18 protein-coding genes, 5 tRNA genes and 2 pseudogenes are annotated in these 25,551 nt (G+C 40.6%); 16 read left to right on the top strand and 9 right to left on the bottom strand.

Annotation, left to right across the window (positions count from 1 at the left end; all coding sequences use genetic code 11):
- Positions 1–149 precede the first annotated feature (149 nt).
- From FE394_RS16260 to fur, 8 genes and pseudogenes are all read left to right on the top strand, one after another.
- A pseudogene (locus FE394_RS16260) lies at positions 150–460 on the top strand (type II toxin-antitoxin system HigB family toxin).
- Positions 457–875, top strand: a pseudogene (locus FE394_RS16255) (helix-turn-helix domain-containing protein). The pseudogenes FE394_RS16260 and FE394_RS16255 overlap by 4 nt, the downstream one beginning before the upstream one ends.
- Positions 876–1,168: 293 nt before the next feature.
- Complete coding sequence (locus FE394_RS16250; RefSeq protein WP_319927403.1) at positions 1,169–2,275, top strand: efflux RND transporter periplasmic adaptor subunit; 1,107 nt, start codon at positions 1,169–1,171, stop codon at positions 2,273–2,275.
- 1 nt (position 2,276) lies between these two features.
- Positions 2,277–5,375 carry an efflux RND transporter permease subunit gene (locus tag FE394_RS16245; protein WP_319927402.1) on the top strand — a complete coding sequence of 1,033 codons (3,099 nt, stop codon included), beginning with the start codon at positions 2,277–2,279 and terminating at the stop codon, positions 5,373–5,375.
- Positions 5,376–5,393: 18 nt separating this feature from the next.
- Complete coding sequence (locus FE394_RS16240; protein WP_319927401.1) at positions 5,394–5,993, top strand: TetR/AcrR family transcriptional regulator; 600 nt, start codon at positions 5,394–5,396, stop codon at positions 5,991–5,993.
- Between the two features lie 105 nt (positions 5,994–6,098).
- On the top strand, positions 6,099–6,389 hold the full coding sequence (gene ybfE / locus FE394_RS16235; protein WP_319927400.1) for a LexA regulated protein: 291 nt from the start codon (positions 6,099–6,101) through the stop codon (positions 6,387–6,389).
- Between the two features lie 175 nt (positions 6,390–6,564).
- Positions 6,565–7,098: a flavodoxin FldA gene (gene fldA / locus FE394_RS16230; RefSeq protein WP_319927399.1), complete on the top strand. Its 534-nt coding sequence runs from the start codon at positions 6,565–6,567 to the stop codon at positions 7,096–7,098.
- Between the two features lie 183 nt (positions 7,099–7,281).
- Positions 7,282–7,731: a ferric iron uptake transcriptional regulator gene (gene fur, locus FE394_RS16225; protein ID WP_319927398.1), complete on the top strand. Its 450-nt coding sequence runs from the start codon at positions 7,282–7,284 to the stop codon at positions 7,729–7,731.
- Between the two features lie 238 nt (positions 7,732–7,969).
- Here fur and FE394_RS16220 read toward each other — a convergent pair whose 3' ends face one another.
- From FE394_RS16220 to nagE, 9 genes are all read right to left on the bottom strand, one after another.
- Complete coding sequence (locus FE394_RS16220; protein WP_319927397.1) at positions 7,970–10,672, bottom strand: beta-N-acetylhexosaminidase; 2,703 nt, start codon at positions 10,670–10,672, stop codon at positions 7,970–7,972.
- Between the two features lie 205 nt (positions 10,673–10,877).
- The gene (gene glnS / locus FE394_RS16215) at positions 10,878–12,545 is read right to left on the bottom strand and encodes a glutamine--tRNA ligase (protein ID WP_319927396.1); all 1,668 of its coding nucleotides are present in this window, start codon (positions 12,543–12,545) and stop codon (positions 10,878–10,880) included.
- A gap of 151 nt (positions 12,546–12,696) precedes the next feature.
- Entirely contained in the window at positions 12,697–13,926 is a 1,230-nt protein-coding gene (locus FE394_RS16210; protein ID WP_319927395.1) for a DegT/DnrJ/EryC1/StrS family aminotransferase, read from the bottom strand.
- Between the two features lie 44 nt (positions 13,927–13,970).
- Positions 13,971–15,104 carry an MFS transporter gene (locus tag FE394_RS16205; protein ID WP_319927394.1) on the bottom strand — a complete coding sequence of 378 codons (1,134 nt, stop codon included), beginning with the start codon at positions 15,102–15,104 and terminating at the stop codon, positions 13,971–13,973.
- A gap of 74 nt (positions 15,105–15,178) precedes the next feature.
- Complete coding sequence (locus tag FE394_RS16200) at positions 15,179–15,829, bottom strand: HAD-IA family hydrolase (protein ID WP_319927393.1); 651 nt, start codon at positions 15,827–15,829, stop codon at positions 15,179–15,181.
- Positions 15,830–15,969: 140 nt separating this feature from the next.
- Positions 15,970–16,728: a glycosyltransferase gene (locus tag FE394_RS16195; RefSeq protein ID WP_319927392.1), complete on the bottom strand. Its 759-nt coding sequence runs from the start codon at positions 16,726–16,728 to the stop codon at positions 15,970–15,972.
- 36 nt (positions 16,729–16,764) lie between these two features.
- The gene (locus FE394_RS16190; protein WP_319927391.1) at positions 16,765–17,616 is read right to left on the bottom strand and encodes a phytanoyl-CoA dioxygenase family protein; all 852 of its coding nucleotides are present in this window, start codon (positions 17,614–17,616) and stop codon (positions 16,765–16,767) included.
- Between the two features lie 908 nt (positions 17,617–18,524).
- Complete coding sequence (locus tag FE394_RS16185; RefSeq protein ID WP_319927390.1) at positions 18,525–18,896, bottom strand: hypothetical protein; 372 nt, start codon at positions 18,894–18,896, stop codon at positions 18,525–18,527.
- Between the two features lie 186 nt (positions 18,897–19,082).
- The gene (gene nagE, locus FE394_RS16180) at positions 19,083–21,116 is read right to left on the bottom strand and encodes an N-acetylglucosamine-specific PTS transporter subunit IIBC (protein WP_319927389.1); all 2,034 of its coding nucleotides are present in this window, start codon (positions 21,114–21,116) and stop codon (positions 19,083–19,085) included.
- A gap of 416 nt (positions 21,117–21,532) precedes the next feature.
- Between nagE and nagB the strand changes: the two genes are divergently transcribed.
- From nagB to FE394_RS16140, 8 genes are all read left to right on the top strand, one after another.
- Entirely contained in the window at positions 21,533–22,339 is an 807-nt protein-coding gene (gene nagB, locus FE394_RS16175; protein ID WP_319927388.1) for a glucosamine-6-phosphate deaminase, read from the top strand.
- Positions 22,340–22,363: 24 nt separating this feature from the next.
- Positions 22,364–23,521 carry an N-acetylglucosamine-6-phosphate deacetylase gene (gene nagA / locus FE394_RS16170; RefSeq protein ID WP_319927387.1) on the top strand — a complete coding sequence of 386 codons (1,158 nt, stop codon included), beginning with the start codon at positions 22,364–22,366 and terminating at the stop codon, positions 23,519–23,521.
- A gap of 12 nt (positions 23,522–23,533) precedes the next feature.
- Complete coding sequence (nagC, locus tag FE394_RS16165) at positions 23,534–24,757, top strand: DNA-binding transcriptional regulator NagC (protein WP_319927386.1); 1,224 nt, start codon at positions 23,534–23,536, stop codon at positions 24,755–24,757.
- Positions 24,758–24,912: 155 nt separating this feature from the next.
- A tRNA-Met gene (locus tag FE394_RS16160) sits at positions 24,913–24,989 on the top strand.
- 5 nt (positions 24,990–24,994) lie between these two features.
- Positions 24,995–25,079: transfer RNA gene (locus FE394_RS16155), tRNA-Leu, on the top strand.
- Between the two features lie 67 nt (positions 25,080–25,146).
- Positions 25,147–25,221: transfer RNA gene (locus FE394_RS16150), tRNA-Gln, on the top strand.
- Between the two features lie 83 nt (positions 25,222–25,304).
- Positions 25,305–25,379 (top strand) — tRNA-Gln (locus FE394_RS16145).
- A 36-nt stretch (positions 25,380–25,415) separates the two neighbouring features.
- Positions 25,416–25,492, top strand: a tRNA-Met gene (locus tag FE394_RS16140).
- Positions 25,493–25,551: the final 59 nt, after the last annotated feature.

Below are 25,551 nucleotides of genomic sequence, written 5' to 3'. Positions count from 1 at the left end.
AGTTTGGTACTAATTGTCAACTCGGTATGGGGTGGCAACGTGTGGACGGCAACATCGTTCCGGGATGGGTCAATAGCACCGGTGTCTGCGGACGACTGGTGAGGATAATGTTGATTCGAAAGGTGAATTAATTATGCTAAAGCAACAATATGCACGTTATTTCCAAGGAACCATTTGAGAGAGCAGCCCGCGATTTCCCAAATGATGCGGATGTGATTATTGCAACATATAAGCTGTTAAAAGAAAAAATTTTGAGAGTCCTGCGGAGTTACTGAAACAGTTCCCCAGTCTCGATAATTTTAAGTACCGAAACAAATGGTGGGTAATAGATATAGGAGGAAATAATTTACGAATGATCACTTACATAAATTTCGTAAACAAACGCTTCTACGTCAAATACATAGTCACTCACGCAGAATATAATAAATTAACGAAAGAGTATCGGGAGACAAAGGAATGATTACAGAACCTGCTAAAGCGCTTGAAGCAACAAAGATACTGGTAGCCACCGTTCCCTTCTTGGGAGGAAATACATCTGAAGAAGCCTACCAAGACGCGTTAGAAATGGTGGATTACCTCATTGAAAACGATGATGAAAGTCCGCTGATAGACTTTCTGGCTGCAAAAATCACTGAGTATGAAGACAACAACGAATGCTTTGCCGAATTTAATAAAGCTGTAGAAGATATGCCTACGGGTATAGCGGCATTACGCGTATTGATGGATCAACACACTCTTTCTTATTCAGATTTGAAAGAAGAGATTGGTTTTAAATCACTTATCAGCCAGATTTTTCAGGCAAACGCGCATTAACTATTGCGCATATCAAGGCACTCTCCAAACGCTTCAACGTAAAGCCTGATATTTTTCTCTGAAAGAATATTCTGTGACCGTTTAAACGGTCACATTTATTAGACAAAATCGTAATTCGCTGCTTGCGAAAAAAGTCACACATATATCCATCGTCTTTCAAGTTATAAAGACAGAGATTAATACCATTTAAAACGCCCTCCTCAAAAAAACTGGCACACACCTTTGCCTGAAGCGATTTATCATTTCTTATTGTGTTTTGTTACGACCATCAAATTTAATTGCACATAAATTATAGATAGACTAATCTGTCTAAAAATCATCTTCTCGCTTAAGTGATCATCTGTAAGGACGATAAATGGCAAGAAATCTCCTCCCTCTTCTTGGCTTTTGTTTTTCCATATTCATTTTTCATACCAATGCCAAGCCTCCCCAAGAGCAAATGCGTGTTTCAACCACAACGATGCAGGCCGTTCCTTTTGTTCCTTCGGTTAAAATTCTGGGATCTGTGGTTGCCAAGAATGAAATTGCGATAACCCCTGCGCTTACCCAACTTGTCATTACTGATGTTTTGGTCGAAGAAGGCGACTATGTAAAACAAGGACAGATTTTGGCGACGCTGGAAACGCCGATTCAGGATGAGAAAGTCAAAAGAGCACAAGCGGAGCTGGAAAAAGCACTGGCGTTGATTAAACAAAATGAAGCAATGAATAATCAGGCTCAGTCTGAGCTTAAGCGGGCAAAACCGCTGAGCACTACCGGCGTGATTTCTGCCAGTGAATTCGATAAATTCAGAATGGAGGCAAACTCGTCATTATCTGCCTTAAATGCAGCAAAAGCAGAGTATCGGCAGTTACAAGCCCAATTAGCCGAGGAGAAGACTCAACGGGCAAAAACCACCATAATCGCGCCCAAAGACGGGGTTATCAGTGAACGTGTCGCCATAAGCGGTATGATTACTGATGATAATCCCCTGTTTAAGTTAATTGAAAATAACCAATATGAGTTTTCAGCCGAAGCCTATATTTCTAACTTAAAACAGGTGAATACCGGATCTCCTGCGGTTATTTCCCTGACAGAGGGAGATAAAATAACCGGCAAGGTGAGATATATTTCACCGAAAATTGATCCGATTACTCAAATAGGCAAAATCAGGATCTCCCTTGAAAATGTGCCCAAAGATATCAAGCTGGGTGATTTCGGCTCAGCCCTGTTTCAGTTGAAGCCTGAAACAATAAATACCATTCCTTATAGTGCCGCCAATATGTCTGATAAAAACAAAGCGAGTGTTTTCGTTGTCGGTAAGGATAATGTTGTCGAGAAAAAGCAAATTATCACCGGACGGGTTTTTGATAACTGGATTGAAATAAAGTCAGGATTATCATCAAAAGATAAAGTGATTGTTTCTGCGTCGCCATTCCTACAGGAAATGGATACTGTTTCTATGACATCACAGGAAAAATAAGATGAAATTCCAGTTATCCGAATGGGCGATCAGGAAACCGATCCCTACGATTGTTATTTTTCTGGCACTCACTGTCGCAGGGCTATTTTCTTTCTTTAAATTACCCATTAATGCTAACCCTGTGATTAATTTTCCGGTAGTGACTGTTACTGTCACGCAAGATGGTTCGTCTCCCTCTGAATTGGAAAATGCCGTTACACAACCTGTGGAACGCGCCATTTCCGGGCTCCCCGGAATCCGGCATATTAACTCAACAATAACCGATGGTGTTTCTATCACGATTGTTGAGTTTAATTTAAACGTCGATCCTAACGTTGCCGTTAATGATATCCGCGAGCAAATTACACAAATCCGGGCTGAATTACCCCAGACAATAGAAGAACCCCTTATCAGTCGCGTTGATGTCGAAGGCGGCGCAATTCTGAATTATACCGTTCAGTCAAAAGATAAGAGTCTGACTGCATTATCGTGGTTTGTGGATGATACTTTAAGCAAAAAATTATTGACGGTCGAAGGTGTCCAGAAGATAACGCGATTAGGTGGCACAAGCCGGGAGATTTTGGTTGAACCTGATCCTGTAAAGATGGCTGCGTTAAAGATCAGCATTACCGATATTAACCATTTATTACTCCAGAACAACGTCAATATTCCCGGCGGGAATATGACTGTTGCCGGACAAAATCACACTATACGTATATTAGGTGCGAAGAATGAAGTTGATTATTTGCGCCAATTAAAACTGCCTTTAGGTAAGAATAATTGGGTGACGTTGGGAGATATTGCAACGATCAGTGATGCCCATAAAGAGACTATTACGATTGCCCGTTTGAATGGTGAGCAGGTTGTTGGTTTTGCGGTATATCGTGCCAAAGGCTCCAGTGATACCGTAGTGGAAAAAGGCGTCACGCAAGCACTGAACAATATTGGCAAAGAGCGTCCTGATATCAATATCAAACTGGTTACATCAAACGTAAAATATACAGTGTCAGGTTATAACCTGACCATGCAAACCCTGATCGAAGGGGCAGTATTAACGGTTATTGTGGTGTTTTTCTTCCTGAAAAGCTGGCGGGCAACACTGATTGCCGCAGTGGCTTTGCCATTATCTATACTGCCGACGTTTATTGTTCTGCATCTATTTGATTACACGTTAAATAGCATCACGTTGCTGGCATTAACATTAGTCATTGGTATCTTAGTGGATGATGCAATAGTCGAAATAGAGAATATAGAAAAATATATTGAACGGGGTGAAAGACCTTATATTGCGGCCATTAAGGCATCAAATGCCATTGGGTTTGCCATTATTGCGATTACTGTCACGATTGTTGCTGTTTTCCTGCCCGTCAGTTTTGTGGGTGGTTTCGTCGGCAAATATTTTGTCCCGTTCGGTATTACCGTATCCGCTGCCGTATTATCTTCATTGCTGGTTGCCAGACTGGTCACCCCCCTGATGTCAGCTTATTTGCTATTACCTAAAAAATCGTTACCTGAAAAGCAGATAGAAACAGATGAAGCTAAGACACCTGAATGGATCAAAAAATATCTTTCTATTTTGGATAAAACATTAAAATTCCGCAAAACGGCTTTAGCGCTCGCCGCTGTCTTTCTTTTGGGATCATTAATTCTGGTTGATTTATTGCCATCCGGTTTCTTACCTAAATCAGATGTCAGTATTGCCAAAATAGAGGTCGAAACCCCGCCGGGAACACAGGCAGCGCAAAGTGATGAAATTTTACAGCGAATTATTAAGAAATTGAAAAATCGTTCTGAAATTGTCGATATTTTTTCCATTGCCGGTGTTGATGGTTCATCCGGCAATATCAGTCAAAATAAAAGCAATATTCTTATCAATTTAGTTCCCATCAATGAACGTAAATTGTCACAAAGAGAATTTGAGCAATCATTGACGCCTATTTTAAATGAGATCCCTGATATTCGATATAATTTTGGCAATAATGAGGGCAATCGAGATGTTTCCATTGTACTGGCCAGTGATAATCCCGAAATACTCTCTCAGACAGTAAATCAGTTACGTCGGGAAATGATGGGATTGAATGGATTGAAAAACATCCAGATCTTACAACCTTTACCACGACGGGAAGTGATTATCACACCCAATATAGCCGAAGCCGCCAGAGCGGGTGTGACGACGGATACTATTGGCTCGGTAATCAGAACAGCAACCATTGGCGCGGGTGATGCCAATGTCTCTAAATTTAATTTACCAGACAGGCAGGTTCCTATCCGCGTCTTATTATCTAAAGAAGACAGGGATAGCCTGACCGTCTTGAGTGACCTCTATGTCAACAGTACAGCCGATACCAATGTTCCGATCAAATCTGTCGCTGATATCTCTTTTGCTTCAGGCCCGGACAAAATAGAGCGCATTTCCAGACAACGTAAGGCTGCCATTGAGGCCGATCTCAGTGGCATTGAAATTGGAACAGCACTGGCACAGATCAATGAATTACCATCATTGAAGAACTTACCGCCAGAGGTCAAAAGAGTTGTATATGGTGACGTGGAATACATGGATGAGATGTTTGAACGTTTTTCCACCACCATGCTCCTGAGTGTTTTGATGGTGCTGGCTATTCTGATTGTTCTGTTCAAGGACTTTTTACAGCCGCTGACGATTTTAATTGCCCTGCCCTTTGCTATCGGTGGTGCGATCATCGCTCTGCTCCTCTATAATGCCGCGATTGATATGCCTGTTATTATCGGCCTATTAATGCTGATGGGAATTGTAACCAAAAACTCTATCTTATTAGTTGAATTTATCCTCGAAAGAGCACGTTCCGGTATGTCACGGAATGAAGCGATTATTCAGGCAGGCAGAGAACGTGTCAGGCCTATTATCATGACAACGATTGCCATGATTGCCGGAATGATCCCTCTTGTCATAACCAGCGGGGCAGATGCCAGTTTCCGGGCACCTATGGCGATTGCGGTTATTGGTGGGCTGATTAGTTCAACATTGTTGAGTTTGCTGTTTGTACCCGTTATTTATAGTTATATGGATGATTTTAAAAATTTTATGACTCCATATCTTAGAAAATTGTCATCGGTAACAAAGGACGATCTCGATTATCACTGACAAGAAGAGGAAGATAAGGTGAAAAAACTAACGGAAAAACAGAGAGCCAAACGCAAACATATTCTTGATGCCGCTATTTCCTGTTTTATCGAAAAGGGGTTCCATGCAACATCAACCGCAGAGATTTGCAAAGCAGCGGGCATGAGCCCCGGGAATTTGTTTCACTATTACCCGACCAAAAGTGCCATTATTGAAGCTATCGCAGAAGAAGACAGTCAGGACTATGACAAAATCTTGTCTGACTGTAGTGATGAAAGTTCGCCCATCGCAACAATAGAAAAAATAGAAAAAATAATGGCGGCACTGCTCTATCTCTCTAATGAACCCGGCTATGCACGTCTTAGTATTGAAATTATTGCTGAAGCCAGCCGTAATCCCAATATTTATAAGATATTTACCGAAAACGATAAAAAAGTCAGGGAACGTTTAGTCTCATTAATTCGTCAGGGTATTGAGACCGGAGAAATAGATAAGCAGATTAATGCTGAGCAGGCGGTATCCTGGATAATGGCCACCGTTGATGGAACAATCGGAAGAAAAGGTATGGGATCAGATTATGAATGGGTTGAAAATCTTGATTTTCTTACCTGCATGATACGAAAAACGTTTGCACCGTAAACACCGATTGCAACAATCTCTCCCATCAACCAGTAGCGACACGCGTCCAGCTAAGGTATTATTGCCCGCTATATTACTGGTACACGCCCTTTATCAATTGAATTTATGGCAAAAGAACAAACTGATCGCACCACACTGGATTTGTTCGCAGATGAACGCAGGCCTGGGCGACCTAAAACAAACCCGCTGTCCAGAGATGAACAGCTTAGGATCAATAAACGTAACCAGTTGCGACGAGATAAAGTCAAGGGACTGCGTCGAGTGGAACTTAAACTCAACGAAGATGCCGTCTATGCACTGAATCTTCTGGCAAAACAGCACAATATCAGTCGTAGTGAACTGATTGAACAGATGCTGTTAGCTCAACTGGCAGAAAAAAATCACCTTGCCGATTAACGGCTTTTATATAGCAGCAATGAAGCGGCATCACCACACAAATCTGACAGACTTGTCATAGATGTTTGGTCAGAATAACGCTTTTCATTTTATTAAAACTGACATTTTTCCTGCTGATTTCAGCGCGACGTGTATGGCTTTAATACACAGATAAAACAAGAGGTTAACCCATTTTATGGCAATAATAGGTATATTCTTCGGCAGTGATACAGGCAACACAGAGAACATCGCCAAGATGATCCAAGAAAAATTGGGCGGTGCTGATGTTGTTGAAGTCCACGATATTGCCAAAAGTAGCAAAGAAGACATTGAAGCCTTCGATATTCTGCTACTTGGCATCCCAACTTGGTATTACGGCGAAGCTCAATGTGATTGGGATGATTTCTTCCCGACTCTGGAAGAGATCAACTTTGAAGGGAAACTAGTCGCCCTGTTCGGTTGTGGTGATCAGGAAGATTATGCAGAGTACTTTTGTGATGCTATGGGCACCATTCGCGATATTATTGAACCTCATGGCGCTATCATCGTAGGCCACTGGCCGACCGAAGGATATCACTTTGAAGCCTCTAAAGGCATGGCCGACGATAATCACTTTATCGGTCTGGCTATTGATGAAGATCGTCAGCCAGAATTAACCGATGAACGTGTTGACACTTGGGTACAACAGATCAAGACTGAAATGAGTCTGTCTGAAATTTTGGACGCATAAGGGCATTTGTTCCCTTTCATGCAGGATTATTACTGCATAATGTGTCATGATACCGGGGTTGGCATGATTTTCATTTTGAATATCCATGCCTATAATCAACAACGTGAAACAGAACTATGATTCCATCGCGATACCCCCAAGTATCATAAGTTCACTTAACTCAAGTTACAGGACTGAATCCGCATGACCGACAACAATAAAGCATTGAAAAATGCTGGACTTAAAGTAACACTTCCGCGCCTGAAGATTCTGGAAGTGCTACAGGACCCAGAATGCCATCATGTCAGTGCGGAGGACCTCTACAAAAAACTGATTGATATCGGTGAAGAGATTGGCCTCGCCACTGTCTATCGCGTACTGAACCAGTTCGATGATGCCGGCATAGTCACACGCCATAATTTTGAAGGCGGTAAATCGGTTTTTGAACTCACTCAGCAACATCACCATGACCATCTGATTTGTCTCGACTGTGGTAAGGTCATTGAATTCAGCGATGACTTAATTGAAGAGCGTCAGAAAGATATTGCTGAACGTTATGGGATTAAACTCTCAAACCACAGCCTCTATTTATATGGTCATTGTACTTCTGGTGATTGTCGCGAAAATAATTCACTTCATGATGAACATTCGTAATAAACAGGCATGACAAGGGATAATTGAAATCGTTTTCTGCTATTTTTTCTGCTCTTGTCTGGTTTGGCCTGAATAAGCTACTGCCGATTAGCTCAAGTTAATCGGCAGTCTGCTTTTATCCTTTGTCTTTCAAGCTACGGCGTTGTTGGCTACGCTGTAGCTTGAAATCCATTGGATGTACTATATTAAAATTTCACTATTAAAATTTCACTATTGAAGTTTCACTATTGAAGTTTCACTATTGAAGTTTCACTTCATCTATCCGGCTAAAGCGCTTACCATCACTACTGACAGAACGAATTTTCACATTTCCACTGACATGCGGACGCTGCCGATCATCGTAAACCTGCCATGTTTTCCCCCCATCCAATGAATACTGGATAACGACTCCCGGCAAAGCAATATTGGCCTCAAATGTTCCGGCAACAATTTTGCCACCCGGTACGGGTAAACGATATGAAATATGGGATTTATCCAGTTTAGCCAGCTCGTACTGCCCGATCAGATTGGCAAAACGTTCCCAATCTCGCTTAAGTGCATCCATATCAACATAATGCGTTATTCCGCCTTTATACTCCCTGCCCTGCTGATAGTTCAGCTCCCAGCCCGCCTGACGCCATGCACGTTCTGCCAGAGGCAGTAAACGTGGATAGATCATATATTCCATCTGCTCATCCGTGCGCACGGTTTCACTCCATAATTGCCCTGATATTCCATAAGCCCCCGGCCAACGCTTATTGCTGTGGGTATTGAAGCGGTTGCCATCGCGATCTACTGAGGTTTCAGCATTTTGTGGTATGTTGTTCGGGGCAAAACTGAAAATTTTTTCTTCATCATTAAACCGAGTTGCCCAATAGTAGCCACGCTCTTTCGGATCGACTTCATACGGCATATCAACGTAGACATAATCAGGACTGGAGATGACTACCTGATACCCTTTGTTAGCCCAGTCATTTACAGATTCATAACCTCCCCAATAAAGGGTATCCCAGAAATTCACCGCAACATGTTTAGTGGCAAAGTCTTCCGCTGACTTGGCATGTTTCAGACCATCCTGCCATGCCTGCATTGTGTCAATTCCGTGAGCGTTGACAATTTTACTGACCTCAATAGCAAAGTAGCTGGCGAGTTCATCAACATCTTTAATCACGCCTTGCGCTATCATCTTCTGACAAACCTGAGATTTAGACCACGGTTTGTCTTCGATTTTTTGATTGATAATTCCCTTATTCGGTACTACTGGCCCATCTTTGTCCTGATACCCAGCGCCTAAGCGGATATTTTTTGCTTCATCTCCGCCAAAATGCCATGTATTCAACGGCAGCCCGGCTTCTTTATGCATGGAAACTATTTCACCAATCACTTTATCAATGAATCGCTTGGAGGAGTCCAGACATGGATTAAGGTAGCTGCGGTGATCATAAAACTGCACAGATGTTGTATTTGAGGTATCTGTCGGATCAAGCAGGCGATACTCATTGGCTTCCTGCTCTTTTCCCTGCGACATCAGTTTTTTATAACGCGCTTCCATCGATACAACTGCGGCACGAGCATGGGCAGGAATATCAATTTCTGGGATCACTTCTATCTGGCGGTATTTGGCGTAATTCAGAATATCAATATAATCCTGACGGCTAAAATAACCACTGCCCATATTGTTATTATCCGGGCCAGATCCTAATTGTGGCAACAGGCATCGTGTTTCACTCAGATCATGACAACGTTGACTGCCAATTTCGGTTAGTTCCGGTAAACCGGGGATTTCCAGACGCCAGCCTTCATCATCACTCAGATGAAAATGAAACTTGTTTAATTTGTAATTAGCCATTTGATCGAGCAAACGCAAGACTGCTTCTTTACTGTGAAAATTGCGTCCGACATCAAGGAATACGCCACGATATTCAAATCTGGGTGCATCTTTTGCCGTCAATGTTGCAATTTTAGGTGTACTATCAGCAGGAATTAAGGAAAGTAAGGATTGCAGACCGTAAAATACGCCAGATTGATCAAATGCGACGATTTGTGATCCCTTAGTGGTAATGACTAATGAATACGCGCCTTTTACCCGCCAATGACCTGTAAATTTGTTTGCATTGATTTGTGTCGCGATCTGATAACCGCTATCTGTTAAGGCAATATTTTTGCCGGCAAAACGTTCTTTGATCACCTTAATTGATGCGTCGCTCAGCCCTCCCAGCTCTAATTTCACTCCACGGGACAAATCCACATCCTGCGACTGAACAGAAAGTTCTTTAGGTGTAGGGATAATCTGCCCACGTAATGCATCTTCACTGATTTTTGCCACCTGCTGATTTTTTACAAAACGATTTTCAGGTGTCATCAGGATATTGTTATCCGTCGTAGTTCGTTTCCACTGATCACCTTCCAGATCAGATAAAAACTTACTGATATCTTCCGTATCGGTATTCGCTAATATCTTAGGCACCGCATCGCCGGAAGTCGCATACCAACGCGGCATAAAATCTGTGCTATAAGTCTGCCAATATTCGCCAATAATCGGCAATACAACCTTTTCATTGGCTTTGATGCCAGTGAATTTCTTCGTCGGCTCCAATTTATGCAAATCCCCCGTAATGTGGGTGATTTTATATTGCTCATTATCGAGTTTCAGGATCTGGCGAATATTATGGAAATAAATCGCCCAATCAGAAGAATCGATTGCCTGATTGCCATTGCTCAAGGTGATATTGACCCGATTACAGGCCGCCGAATCTGCACCTAAAATGGCACAATTGATGCCATGTGACCCAGCCTGATTATCAATCACTTTGAAATTGACTTTTAGCTGACTCAGAGAATCCACTATCTGTTGCGATGACATCAAAGGTGAAATTGGTGATGCCATGTCTGCATGGGTACTGCCCATAAATCCAACTGTCGTGATGAGTGCTACCAAGGTACGTAATTTAACGATTTTCATAAATTACCTCGTCCGAATTTATTATTTTTCAATGGACAAATAATGTACAAATCTGGCTGACCAATAACCCTACATAGTATGTGACTATAAGGCAATTTTTTATCTCATCTGAACGAACTAATTTTCATTACAGTTATTTAAAACATAAAAAAAGCGTGAAAATAATCACGCTTTTTTATGCTTGGATTAGATAACCGAGGTCGCATTATCCCTGAGAGATTTTCGCCCAAGTATCACGCAGACCAACCGTGCGGTTAAACACCGGATGTTCAGGACTTGAAAGACGACTATCAGCACAGAAATAACCCTCACGTTCAAACTGATAGTTTTTTTCTGGCTGTGCATTCGCCAATCCCGGCTCCACAAATCCTTTACGCACCATCAGCGATTCAGGATTAATGGTAGACAGGAAGTCATCTTCTGCTCCTGGGTTTGCTACGCTGAACAGACGGTCATACAGGTAGAATTCCGCAGGTACGCCGTGTGCTGCACTTACCCAATGAATCACACCTTTAACCTTGCGGCCATCAGCCGGATCTTTGTTCAGGGTTTGCTCATCGTACTGGCAATAAATTGTCGTGATATTGCCTTCCGCATCTTTTTCAACACGCTCAGCCTGAATCACATACGCATTGCGCAAGCGAACTTCTTTACCGAGTACCAGACGCTTATATTGACGGTTCGCTTCTTCGCGGAAATCGGCACGATCAATATACAATTCGCGGCTGAATGGTACTTCACGGCTGCCCATTTCTGGTTTGTTCGGATGGTTAGGCATCGTCAGAATAACTTCGCCTTCCGGCATATTCTCAATTACCAGTTTCACCGGATCAAGAACAGCCATCGCACGCGGAGCATTTTCATTCAGATCATCACGGATGCAGGATTCCAATGACGCCATTTCAACGTTGTTATCCTGCTTCGTTACACCAATGCGGCGGCAGAATTCACGGATAGAAGCTGAAGTGTAACCACGGCGACGCAAACCAGAAATGGTTAACATACGCGGATCATCCCAACCATTAACGATGTTTTCTGTTACCAATTGGCTCAGCTTGCGCTTCGACATCACGGTATATTCCAGATTCAGGCGAGAAAACTCGTACTGACGTGGATGGCAATCAATTGTGATGTTATCCAATACCCAGTCATACAAACGACGGTTATCCTGGAATTCCAGAGTACAGATGGAATGGGTGATCCCTTCCAGCGCATCGGAAATGCAATGCGTGAAATCGTACATCGGGTAGATGCACCATTTATTGCCAGACTGGTGATGCTCAGCAAATTTAATGCGGTAGATAACCGGATCTCGCATAACGATAAACGATGATGCCATGTCAATTTTGGCACGCAGACACGCTTTGCCTTCAGCAAACTCACCCGCCCGCATTTTCTCAAACAGGGCGAGGTTTTCTTCTACGCTGCGATCACGATACGGGCTGTTCTTGCCCGGTGCTTTCAACGTACCGCGATATTCACGGATCTCTTCCGCACTCAACTCATCAACATACGCCAATCCTTTGTTGATTAACTCAATGGCGTATTGATACAGCGTGTCGAAATAGTCAGAAGAGTAACGGATATTACCGCTCCACTGGAAACCCAGCCACTGTACGTCAGTTTTAATCGACTCAACGTATTCGATATCTTCTTTAACCGGATTTGTATCGTCAAAACGTAAGTTGCATTGTCCCTGATAGTCTTGAGCGATGCCGAAATTCAGGCAGATTGACTTGGCATGGCCGATATGCAGATAACCGTTGGGTTCAGGCGGGAAACGGGTATGTACGGATGTATGTTTACCAGTTGCCAAATCTTCGTCAATAATCTGACGAATAAAGTTTGTCGGGCGGGCATCTGCCTCACTCATCGTTTTTTTCCTCAATGCAAAAAGCGCTTCAATATAACTCCCTATAATCTAATAAGCTGAACCGAGAAACAACACTTAGTTAATGGGAAATGGCGGAATGGGTAAAGTTAGGGTGGAAAAGCAGGAAGCTAAAGCGCTTCCCGCTATAAAATCAACCAATTCGGTGACTGTTCAACACTGCTATCAATTGCTCTGCACAATAAACAATATGTTCTTCATTCCAACTCGGATGTAAATACAAGCTAATTGTTCTTGGTAATAAAGAACGCGCCGTTTCACACACCACATCACGGTAATTGACGGATTCCGGGGAGGTGTACTCTGTAGAATGGAAAGGGAAATTGGCTGAACCAAAGCCACGTAGTTCTCGAAATACCTTTTCCCCATAAGCTTCCGGCCATTGGATCTTAAATGCAGGAACACCAATCTTTTTCAAGTCACTCAAGATGGCTTCAGCCGTGCAATCCAGCTTAGTGAGGTCAAAAACTATCGGATATAACCAATATGCATTACATCTATCTTCAGTGTTTAATGGCAGGCTATCAATCATCTCTATATTGGCAAATTTTTCATCGTAAATCTTGGCGTATTGCTTACGATTATTCATATTCCAATCATCAAATCGCTCCAGCTCATTGATGCCAATAATCGATTGAATTTCAGTCATGCGATAATTGTAACCAATACGATTATGCACATGCCATGAAACCTCTTCCAAAGCGAGAAGATCAAATTTTCTTCTCACATCAAAACCATGATCACGATAGGCTCGGCATTCCCAACCGATTTCCGTATTATTGGTGACGACCATTCCTCCTTCTCCCCCCGTCGTAAAATGTTTTGACTGACAAAAACTAAAGGTTCCAATATCACCAATTGTACCGACCGTTTTTCCTTTATATTTTCCACCTAAACACTGCGCGCTATCTTCTATTACTTTAAGATTATGCTTACGCGCTATGACCATAATCGGTTCCATATCACATACCACACCGTAAAGGTGGACAACGATGATCGCTTTAGTACGTGATGTAATTAACGCCTCAATTTTGTTGGGATCAATGGTATGCTCTTCTGTCGTATCACAAAAAACAGGAATGGCCCCACATTGTAAAACGGCAAAAGAAGTGGCAATAAAGGTGTAAGAAGGAACAATAACTTCATCACCTGGGCCAATATTCAATGCGCCAACTGCAATATTGACAGCGGAAGTACCTGAGTTACAGGAAATTGCCATTTCTGCATCAATCCAATTGGCAAATTTATTTTCAAATTCCATGCCTTTCTTTCCAGTCCAATAATTAACTTGACCAGATAAAAGTGGTTCTTGAATATCTTTAAGTGTTTTTTCTGTGAAACAAGGCCATTGTGGGAAATTCATAATGATATTCCTTAATATTTTTATGATAAATGTATTTTATTAGCTCAATGTTTTTTTATTATTCTTGTATTTAATAGCATAACTAATGCACCAATGGATAATATATAAAATGCCGTTTCTAAACCAGAATGATGTGCAACAAGTCCGATTAAAGCGGGCCCAATCATAATCCCAAAGTATCCAAACGTTACAATAGAAGCGACAGCATGGCTAGGAAGCATTATTGTTTGAGTACCCGATATAGAACATAATATCGGAACAATATTTGACGCACCTAAACCAATAAAGAAAAACCCAATCATAGACAGATTAAGAGTTTCTACACTAACAATGATAAAGAAACCAACACAAATACTTAATGTACCGGTAAAAAATACTATTCCCTTCCCTATTTTTGAGATAATTCTATCTCCCAAAAACCGCCCTATTGTCATCGCAGCGGCAAAAGCAGCATAACCAAATCCACTGAATGAAACATCGATATTGCGCTCATTAACTAAAAACACTCCACTCCAATCAATCACAGAGCCTTCGATGATTCCCATTAGAAAACACAGTAAACTAGCTACAATCACTATACCTCTGGGAAAAACAAATTTTTTACTATCTTTATCTTCATCAACTTCATTCTTTATCTGATAACCAATCAGCCCTGAATAAGACAATAAAAATAATATAGTCAGTATAAAAGATACAACTAGGCAAGACTCTAGAGCCAGAAAACCAAAATAAAGCAATACCGATACACCAGCAGCCCCCAGAATTCCACCTAGACTAAAAAATCCATGAAACCCTGACATTAAGTTTCTATTTGTAGCTTTTTCAACTGCGACTGCCTGAATATTCATTGCAACATCTACTGTACCAATAGATGCACCAAATATAAAAAGCATGAATCCAAGTTGGGTGATATTAGAAGATAATATTAGTAATGGTAAAGAGACAATAGCAAATAAACCTGAACATATAATAACCTTGCGGCAACCAAATAAAGTAGTAAGAAATCCTGTAATAGGCATCGATATAATTGAGCCAAATCCAAGGAAAAGTAATAAAAAGCCCAATTCCCCTGTATCAATATTTAGATCTGCCTTTACCAAAGGTATAAGAGGAGCCCATGCAGCAATTCCCATACCTGCCGCAAGGAAAATGATTCTAGTTGAAATAATATTATTCATGGAATATCTCAATTATAATATAAACCATTACGTTACAATAAAAAATTATTTTTAATATCAAAAAATTTAAAATATTATGATGGGGTTATACTAATTTTGAAAGTATAATGCCCCATAGAAGAAATGTTAACCTCATTCCAATCATTAACTACCTCTATGACTGAATCAAACATTTTTTCTTCACCACCTATCTGTATAACCTTACAACCCGCTGCTAATGCACTTTGCACCCCAGCATTGGCATCTTCAAAAACCAAACAATCTTCAACTGCCACATTCAAACATTTAGCTGCCATGAGATAAGGCTCAGGATGCGGCTTACCATTTAGCACATCATCAGAACCAACTATAAGATCGGGTATATTCAGACCACAAATTTTCATTCTATGGTATGCAACACTCTGGCTAGCAGAAGTTACTACAGCCCATGGACAATAACCTAAAGAGTGCAAAAATTCTTTTGCTCCGGGTAATGCTTTAGCAGTATTAGAATATTCAATTTCTAAATCATTTAATATCTGTATTTGCTCTTCTACATTCAAATATGGAGCAACAGATAAAATGACATCTATAGATCGCACACCGTGACAAATTTCCAATACCCTTTTTACAGGAATATTGTGCATATCACACCATTTAGACCAGATAACTTCAACTTCTGATAATGACTGAACCAAAGTACCATCCATATCAAATAAAATAGCTCTTATATTAGAAACTTTCATTACCTCTCCAAAATAAAATATAAATATTATAAACTATGCTTTATAAAATATAGATTGCTGTTCACTAGTGTCAATAACAAAAGTAAAAACCTCATAAAACAGTAATAAGACCCAGTAACATTAAAATAAAAATCAATTTATTAAAAAATACTTTTCATTACTTTAGGATCATTTATAACCCAATAAATCTTGATGGAAAACACCCATAAAATCATAACACTATAATTAATAAGCGTCTTCGTAAAACTCCAATTCTCCCTCGTATCTTCCCAAAAAACAGGAAGTTGATATAGTTTCTTGGAAAGTCTATTTGTTAGATAAATAATTTCAGCATCAAAAGCATATCCTTTAATTTTTTGCTTAGAAAACACTTCTTTTGCCAGCTCTGAACTTATCATTTTGAATGGACACTGGGAATCAGAAACCTCACATCTTAATAATAGATTAACGACTTTCAAAAAGAACTTACTCGTTATTTTTCGATATACGTTCGCTCTTGATTTATTCTTTGAGAATCTCTCACCAATAACCAAATCAATATTAGATGATTTAATTTGTTGATATGCTCTAAAGAAATCACTCTCTTTTATTGGAAAATCAATGTCAGTATAAAAAATATACTTACCATTTGCCAGGTCGACACCTCGCCTAATGCTATATCCTTTACCATAATTACCACAATTAGAGATAACCATAACATCAGAATATTGTTTTTTTATTTTTAATATATCTACATCATGAAAATTATTCCTATTTGAATCATTAACAATGATAACTTGCACATTCAATATTTCTTGTATTTTTCTAATACGCTGTATGGTTTTCTCAATAATAAGAAAATTTTCATTATACCTAGGAAGAACAATTGAAACATCAATATTATTCTCTACATGATTCATCTTTCTCTCCATTATAACATATTAGAGTTAATATCATTAAAACCCCAACAATAATTTTCCTAATTCTGTTAATTTTATCTTATCAGTACTTTGTTGATCAGATTTTTTAACAGGGAAGGGCTTGCCTGTTATAGATGTAGTAGGTAATCCTTGCTGATAAGCTAAAATTCGCTCTATAATTTGTTGCTCAGTAATATCAGTGCGTGGAAAACAGCAAAAATATTGAGCTAACCTAGGTTTATTAGAAATATTAGGTTTGTTTCCATGAGGTAATGCGCCATGAAAGATCACATAATCCCCTGCTTTTAGTGGTACAGATTCAATTTTCATTCCTGTAGTGTCTGGAAATCTGGTATTATATCCTTCAGGTTGCTTTGATAACCATTCATAAATAACTTTATGAAACCCAGGAACACATTGAAATCCGCCAGAATTTCCATCATCATCAGTCAAGCTCAATAAACCTTGTATCTTTCTTTCCAATGGCCGTTTTGAAACATCAATATCCCAATGGATAAATCCTTCATACTTCCAATCATCATTAACTGGAGGATTCATATTAACTCTATCAATACTAACTAAAAGATCTTTAGTACCAAATATTCTTTCATAAATTGAATGAATTATTTGATTTTGGCGATTATCCCACAACGTTTGATGATGATAAAAAGGAATACGACCCATTTCATCAATCCCTGAACGAGAACGAATATCTTTATCATAAAAATCAATATTTTTATTTTTGTCCATTTCGAGAAAATCAAATATAGAATCTATTGTTTTCTGGACTTGCTCTCTCTCTATCACTGACTCTACAACTATATAGCCATTATCATCCCAACTTTTTAAGTATTCTTCCATTTTTTCTTCAGAAAGGATCTTAGACATTTTTTATCCTATTTAATTTTTTTAATATATAGCACGAACCTATCTCGTAGAGAGGTTTTATTTTTAGCTTAGTGATATTAAACTTAATTTCATATTTCATCTAAATATGATTTCTATCTACTATCAATTATAAACCATCTGTAATAATACCTATACGGATAGGATAGAATTGAATTTAGAAACATAAAAATAACAAAAAGCATACGCAAATTTATCAGGATTAAACTAACTTAAGCAAAATAAAATTTACATAAAAAAAACAAAAATTATATAAAATCGATATAGATCACACTTTTCTCCACAATAAATTAAATGTATTTGGAAGATTCGCATAATAAATACAACCTCATTACTCTGGAAGCAAACCCTGAATTCAGATAATAAGTGCAACGCTCGGAAAGTGATTTGGGTAGGGAATTAACTATCGATAAACTATCTCAATCTGTCCGATCAAAGATGAGTGTGAGCATGATAGCCTGACGGATTGGTATCCATAACGCCTCTATTCACCGTGCAATTCGACGTAACCGAAGGCCGGAAAATGGTAAAAAATTTGGGTGAGTCACGAGCAGATTTATTAATATTTCTATGAAAATAAACGTTGAGGCGGTGAGTTGTGGAAATGCCCTGGGCCCTGTACATAAATTCCGTGGGTTACTCAACCTCAGTTACATAGTTTTCTATGTTCCTGAGGATTTGTTGATTTGTTACTGTATTATTATTCAGAATCTGTTAAATGTGGCTTTTGATCCGCCTTTCTATCCCGACACCATTCATAGAATGGTACTAAAAAACCTTTACTTTTAGGGATATTCTCGTTTTTGTATTGTAATAGGTTTTTCTTAAAACGTGAGATTATCTTTTCATCATTTTTTGGTTCAAGTTGATACCCTTCATATTGCTTGATTTCATAACATAACTTTATACTGGCTTTTTTTGTAATTATCTTCGGTATCAGGAGTGAGAATTACGGCAACTTTGGGTGTTTCATATAAGCCGTCTATTTGAACCTTCCTTCTCGTGACATAATATACCGAGATTAACGTAGCACCATTTGTTAATTCATTCCAATCCTCATAAAAACCCCACTCTTTGTCTTCGGATTTTGCTAAATTTTTCGCATATATTTGATCCGCTTCGTCTAAAGCGAAAGTGTGATGAACAGCAATATAAATATTTCTATCTTTAAATTCCTCCGGGTTATCAAGTCCAGCTTGTATTAACCCTTTCGAATTAATGTTTTTTATCTGCGGACGTTTGTTTCTACGAAATTTCCACAATTCTTTCTGTCGAGTAATATCTTCCTCAGTGATTTCTTTCGTTTCTTCCCACAGCGCACTATCATAATCAGCTCATCATATAGCAAGTGGATATGACTAAACAACACATTATAACTTTATGTTATAAAAACCAAATTATGAATCCCGGGAACATAATTAGCCATGCTTCCGGGAATATTAATTAACTTATTTTATCACTTGGAATAAGTCCGACTTTTTACCTATTACATTCTCTTTAGCCAGAATGTTCACTCCAGAATAATCATCAATGTTGCTGATAACAATCGGACTTATCATCGATTTAGCATGAGCGTTCAGGTAATCAAGATCCAACTTCAATATGGGCTCTCCAGCCTTCACTTTTACGCCTTCTTCAATCAAGCGCTCAAACCCCTTACCATTCAAGGAGACGGTATCAATGCCTATATGGACAATGACCTCAACACCATTCTCTGCCTCAATGCATACGGCATGATTGGTATCAAAAACTTTCACCACAGTGCCTGATATGGGTGAAAAAACAGTATCGGATGTCGGTTTTATCGCAATACCGTCTCCGACCAATTTACTGGAAAAGGCTTCATCAGGGACATCTTCCAATTTAACCAGTTCACCTGTTACAGGAGCAATCAACGTCAGAATGGATTCGCTTTTTTGCTTACTCTTTTCTTCTGCCAGAACATCTTCCTCAGACTGTGGTATTTCGGTCATTGCTTCCACAACGGTACCTTTTACCATCACTTCTTTCATCGTTTCAGCAATTAACTCCGCCCGAGTGCCAACAATAATCTGAACACTTTGTTTATTCAGGCGGATAACACCGGAAGCACCAAGACTTCTTACCGCTCTTTCATTGACTACGCCGGAATCTTTCACAGATAAGCGTAAACGAGTGATACAGGAATCTATACCTGTCAGGTTATCTGAACCTCCTGCAACAGCAATGTATTGGCGCGCTTCTTCCTGAATGTTGCCAGCAAAGTTACTGTCTTTTTTTGCCATATTAACGTCATAACCATCTGTTTGATCTGTCGCTGACATTTCACGACCCGGTGTCATCAAGTTAAATTTCTTGATGGTAAAACGGAATACGACGTAGTAAAGACAGAAGAACACCAGACCTTGCAGGATCAGCATATACCAATGAACAGCCAGTGGGTTACGCGAGGAAAGCAGCATATCAACAAACCCTGCGCTGAATCCGAAACCGGCAATCCAGTGCATCGCTGCCGCGATATAAACTGAAATTCCCGTCATAATGGCATGCAGCACATAAAGTACAGGTGCAACAAACATGAAAGAGAATTCAAGGGGTTCAGTCACACCGGTGAAGAAAGCAGCAAATGCCCCTGCCATCATGATACCACCGACCATCGCTTTATTTTCAGGACGCGCACAATGGTAAATCGCCAATGCTGCTCCCGGTAAACCAAACATCATGATAGGGAAGAAACCTGCTTGATAGCGCCCTGTAATTCCGGGAATGGCTGTGCCTTCTGCAATGGTTTTCTGACCTGCCAGGAAGTTAGGAATATCATTAATACCTGCCACATCAAACCAGAAAACAGAGTTAAGAGCATGATGCAGGCCAATGGGTATCAACAGACGGTTGAAGAAAGCGTACAAACCCGCACCTGCTGAACCCAGGTTAGTGATGCTTTCACCAAATGCCACCAGCCAACCATAGACCACAGGCCATACAAACATCAGGACAAAAGAGACAATAATCATCAAGAAAGAATTCAGGATGGGTACTAAACGGCGGCCACTAAAGAAAGATAATGCCTGTGGCAGTTCCACACTACTGTAGCGGTTATACAGTTCAGCAGAGAGTACACCAACCAAGATCCCAACAAATTGGTTATTAATTTTGCTGAATGCCGTTGATACTTCTTCAATCGGAGTACCTGTAATCATCGCTATCGCTGCGGGAGAGCACAGTTTCATGACAACAATAAATCCGATTAAACCCGCCAACGCAGCGGCCCCATCTTTATCTTTCGACATACCGTAGGCGATACCAACTGCAAACAACATTCCCATATTGTCGAGAATGGCATTGCCTGATGTGATAAGCAGTGCCGCCAGCGCATTATCGGCCCCCCAACCTGTTGGATCAATCCAATACCCTACACCGACTAATATTGCCGCTGCGGGCAATGTTGCCACAGGCACCATCAATGCCCGGCCAATCCGTTGTAAGTAGCTCAGAATATTCACTTATGCCCCCTTGAAGCTCCGTTAATGGAGTCTTTTAGTTAATTGATGACGTGATGACATCATTTATCTATTTCTTGTTAAAACACTTTTAGTCTAAAAAGATTATTTTTCATCGCAAATTAAATACTTCTGATATGTGATTAGAGTCACCATAAATGGTAATTTTTTAATCAAAAAAATAGATTTGACGCAATCTTATTTTTCAATTAAAAATATCTTCATTGAATTGAAAGAGGCAAGAACCCATATAGAACAGGTATGATATGCGGTTTTTACCCTACAGCTATCACACATGACATATACCGATAGATTTCAAGATGCAGCTTGAAAGACGACAAATATAGATATCTTGAATATCTCGGATACCGTGTATAGCCTTAATAATTAAACTAATTAATAATTTTTTAGAGGTAATCATGAGGTTGATCCCCCTAACTACGGCAAGTGATGTAGGTCGATGGTCCGCTCACTACATTGTCAATAAAATCAATGAATTCAATCCAAGCGCCGAACATCCTTTCGTACTTGGGCTTCCCACGGGGAGCACACCACTGGCAACTTACAAAGAACTTATCTCTCTGTATCAAGCTGGAAAAGTGAGTTTCAAACACGTTGTGACATTTAATATGGATGAGTACATCGGCCTGCCTGAAGACCACCCTCAAAGCTACCATTCGTTTATGCACCAAAACTTCTTTAGCCATATTGATATTCCGAAAGAAAATATCAATTTATTAAACGGAAATGCGGTAGATATTGATGTTGAATGCCAGCGTTACGAAAATAAGATCAAAGCTTATGGCAAGATCCATTTATTCATGGGAGGAGTCGGCAATGATGGACACATCGCCTTTAATGAACCCGCTTCTTCTCTTTCTTCACGTACACGTATCAAGACTCTCACCATTGAAACACGGACAGCGAATTCCCGTTTTTTCAATAATGATGTGGAACAAGTCCCCAAATATGCATTGACGGTCGGCGTAGGAACCTTAATGGATGCTGAGGAAGTCATGATCCTGTCGACAGGAATGAATAAAGCACAAGCACTGCAAGCGGCAATAGAAGGGAATATCAACCATATGTGGACAATCAGTTGTCTCCAAATGCATCCCAAAGCACTCATTGTCTGTGATGAACCCGCAACAATGGAATTGAAAGTAAAGACAGTGAAGTATTTTCGCCAGTTAGAAGCCGACATTATCAATGAATTCGCCAGCTAATTAGCTAGAAGTTAGGAAACCAATATGTACGCATTAACTAATGGCATTATTTATACCGGATATGACAGACTCGATAACCATGCGGTTATCATTGCAGATGGTTTGATTAAAAAGGTTTGTCCGGTAGAAGAGTTACCGGAAGATATCGAGAAACACGATTTACATGGCGCTAACCTCGCTCCCGGATTTATTGATCTGCAAGTCAATGGTTGCGGTGGCGTCCAGTTTAATGATCGACTGGAAGATATTTCAGAAGAAACCCTGCATACCATGCAGGAAACCAATCAGCGTTATGGTTGTACCAGTTTTTTACCGACTCTTATTACCAGTCCCGATGAATTGATGATAAAAGCCATCGAAGTTATGCATGCCTATCTGAAAAAAAATCCCAATCAGGCGCTAGGACTTCATCTGGAAGGGCCTTATATCAATCCGATAAAAAAAGGGACTCACAATCCGGCTTATATCCGTAAGCCAACACCAGAAATGGTTAATTACCTCTGCCTTAATGCGGATGCCATTACTAAGCTCACCCTCGCACCTGAAATGGTGGAGAGCAAATATATTCAACAGTTGGTTGAGTCCGGCATTATTGTTTCTGCGGGTCACTCTAACGCCACCTATGAAGAAGCACGTCGTGGTTTCCAAAATGGTATTACCTTCTCTACCCACTTATATAATGCCATGCCCCCCATTTCCGGCCGCCAACCAGGGCTAGTCAGTGCCATTTATGATTCTCCTGAAGTCTATGCCGGCATTATTTGTGATGGTATGCATGTTTCATGGCCAAATATCCGTAATTCTAAGAAATTAAAAAATGAAAAACTGATCTTGGTAACGGATGCAATTTTTCCTGCTGGGCTTTCTCCCGATGCGATGGAGCAATTTACCTTTGCCAATAAAACAATATATTATCGAAACGGCTTATGTGTTGATGAGAATGGAACACTGAGCGGCTCATCAATCACAATGATTGATTGTGTTAAAAATAGTGTTGAACATGTTGGTATTGCTTTGGATGAAACGTTGCGAATGGTGACGCTTTACCCTGCCAGATCAATCGGTGTTGATAAATACCTCGGCACAATTGAATCCGGCAAGGTAGCGAATCTGACTGCATTTACTCACGATTTCAACATCAGCAAGACCATTGTTAACGGAAATGAAGTCAAACTATCGTGAGTATAAGAACTGATGAGTAATGAGAACGCACAAAAGCAAATCGGTAACATTGATTTAGTCAAACAGCTAAATGGGGCTGTGGTCTATCGACTCATTGATCAGCATGGCCCAATATCACGCATCCAGATTGCAGAAGAAAGCCAGCTTGCTCCCGCTAGCGTAACTAAAATTACTCGTCAGTTATTAGAACGAGGGCTGATAAAGGAGGTCGAACACCAAGCCTCCACGGGGGGAAGACGCGCTATCTCCATCATCACCGAAAACCGTCATTTCCATACAATTGGCATTAGACTTGGACGTCATGATGCAACCGTGGCACTGTTCGATATGAGTGGCAAAGCATTAGTTGAAGAGCGATTCCCGATTCCGGAAAATACTCAGTCAGAAGTCGAGATGAAAATTATTTCCGCCATTGAGAGCTTCATGGATAAAAATCAACGCCGAACCAAGGAGTTGATCGCAATCTCCGTCATTCTTCCCGGTTTGGTTGATCCTGATGAAGGTATTGTCCGCTATATGCCACATATCAAAGTGGATAACTGGCCTCTGGTTAAAAATCTTAGAGATCGTTTTAAAATCTTCTGTTTTATTGGACATGACATTCGCAGCCTTGCCTTGGCAGAAAATTATTTCGGAGCAACCCGTGATTGTGAAGATTCCATTCTGGTACGCATTCACCGTGGCACAGGTGCTGGTGTCATCGTTAACAACAATATCCTGCTTAACAAGCGCGGCAATCTGGGTGAAATAGGCCATATACAGATAGAACCTTTGGGAGAACGTTGTCATTGCGGTAATTTTGGCTGTCTCGAAACTATCGCCTCCAATTCAGCAATAGAAGCCAGAGTACAGCATCAGCTACGCCAGGGTTTTCCGAGTCAGCTTACCTTGAATAACTGCAATATTCATGCAATCTGCCTCGCAGCCAATACGGGTGATCCGCTGGCGACAGAAGTCATCAAGCAAGTGGGACACTATCTTGGTAAAGCCATTTCAATAACAATCAACTTATTTAATCCCCAAAAAGTAGTTATTGCAGGGGAAATCACGGAAGCAGCGCAGATATTGATTCCTGCGATTCAGAGTTGTATCAACACGCAGGTACTAAAGGAATTCCGAGAGGAACTTCCCGTGGTCGTTTCTGAGTTAAATCACTGTTCTGCTATTGGTGCTTTCGCGCTGACGAAACGTGCCATGCTTAATGGTGTACTGCTGCAACATCTTCTTGGGGGATAATTTCGACCGTTTTTGCCGACAAAGCCAGCAAAACGATTACGGGGCAAACAAACAAACGTTTTTGTGCATATTTCTTTAAAAAAGAAGTTGACGCATCTGTCTGATATACGCATAATGCGCCCCGCACCGCCGATGAAGGCAAAGCGAAAAAAGATGGCTACGTAGCTCAGCTGGTTAGAGCACAGCACTCATAATGCTGGGGTCACAGGTTCGATTCCCGTCGTAGCCACCATCTTTGCGGGAGTGGCGAAATTGGTAGACGCACCAGATTTAGGTTCTGGCGCCGCAAGGTGTGCGAGTTCAAGTCTCGCCTCCCGCACCATTTCTTTGTCGGGTTGTGCTTAGAATATGTTTAATAACTATTTTAAGTTTTAGTGTGTTGTTTCAGTTGGGGTATCGCCAAGCGGTAAGGCACCAGGTTTTGATCCTGGCATGCCCTGGTTCGAATCCAGGTACCCCAGCCATTTTACTGAAACAAATGATTAAAACGGAGAGCGAGTTAAATTCATATTCTAAGAATAACAAGGTTGCAGTGATAACATTTAGTTGGGGTATCGCCAAGCGGTAAGGCACCAGGTTTTGATCCTGGCATTCCCAGGTTCGAATCCTGGTACCCCAGCCATATCACTGAAGGTTATCACGAGTTTATTTTGTAAATGGCTACGTAGCTCAGCTGGTTAGAGCACAGCACTCATAATGCTGGGGTCACAGGTTCGAATCCCGTCGTAGCCACCATTTACAAATTCAGTTGGGGTATCGCCAAGCGGTAAGGCACCGGATTCTGATTCCGGCAT

Source organism: Xenorhabdus littoralis (assembly GCF_033949345.1).
GTDB classification, from domain to species: domain Bacteria; phylum Pseudomonadota; class Gammaproteobacteria; order Enterobacterales; family Enterobacteriaceae; genus Xenorhabdus; species Xenorhabdus littoralis.
The sequence above is the reverse complement of the archived record's forward strand: the minus strand, read 5'-3'. Positions and strand labels throughout refer to the sequence as shown.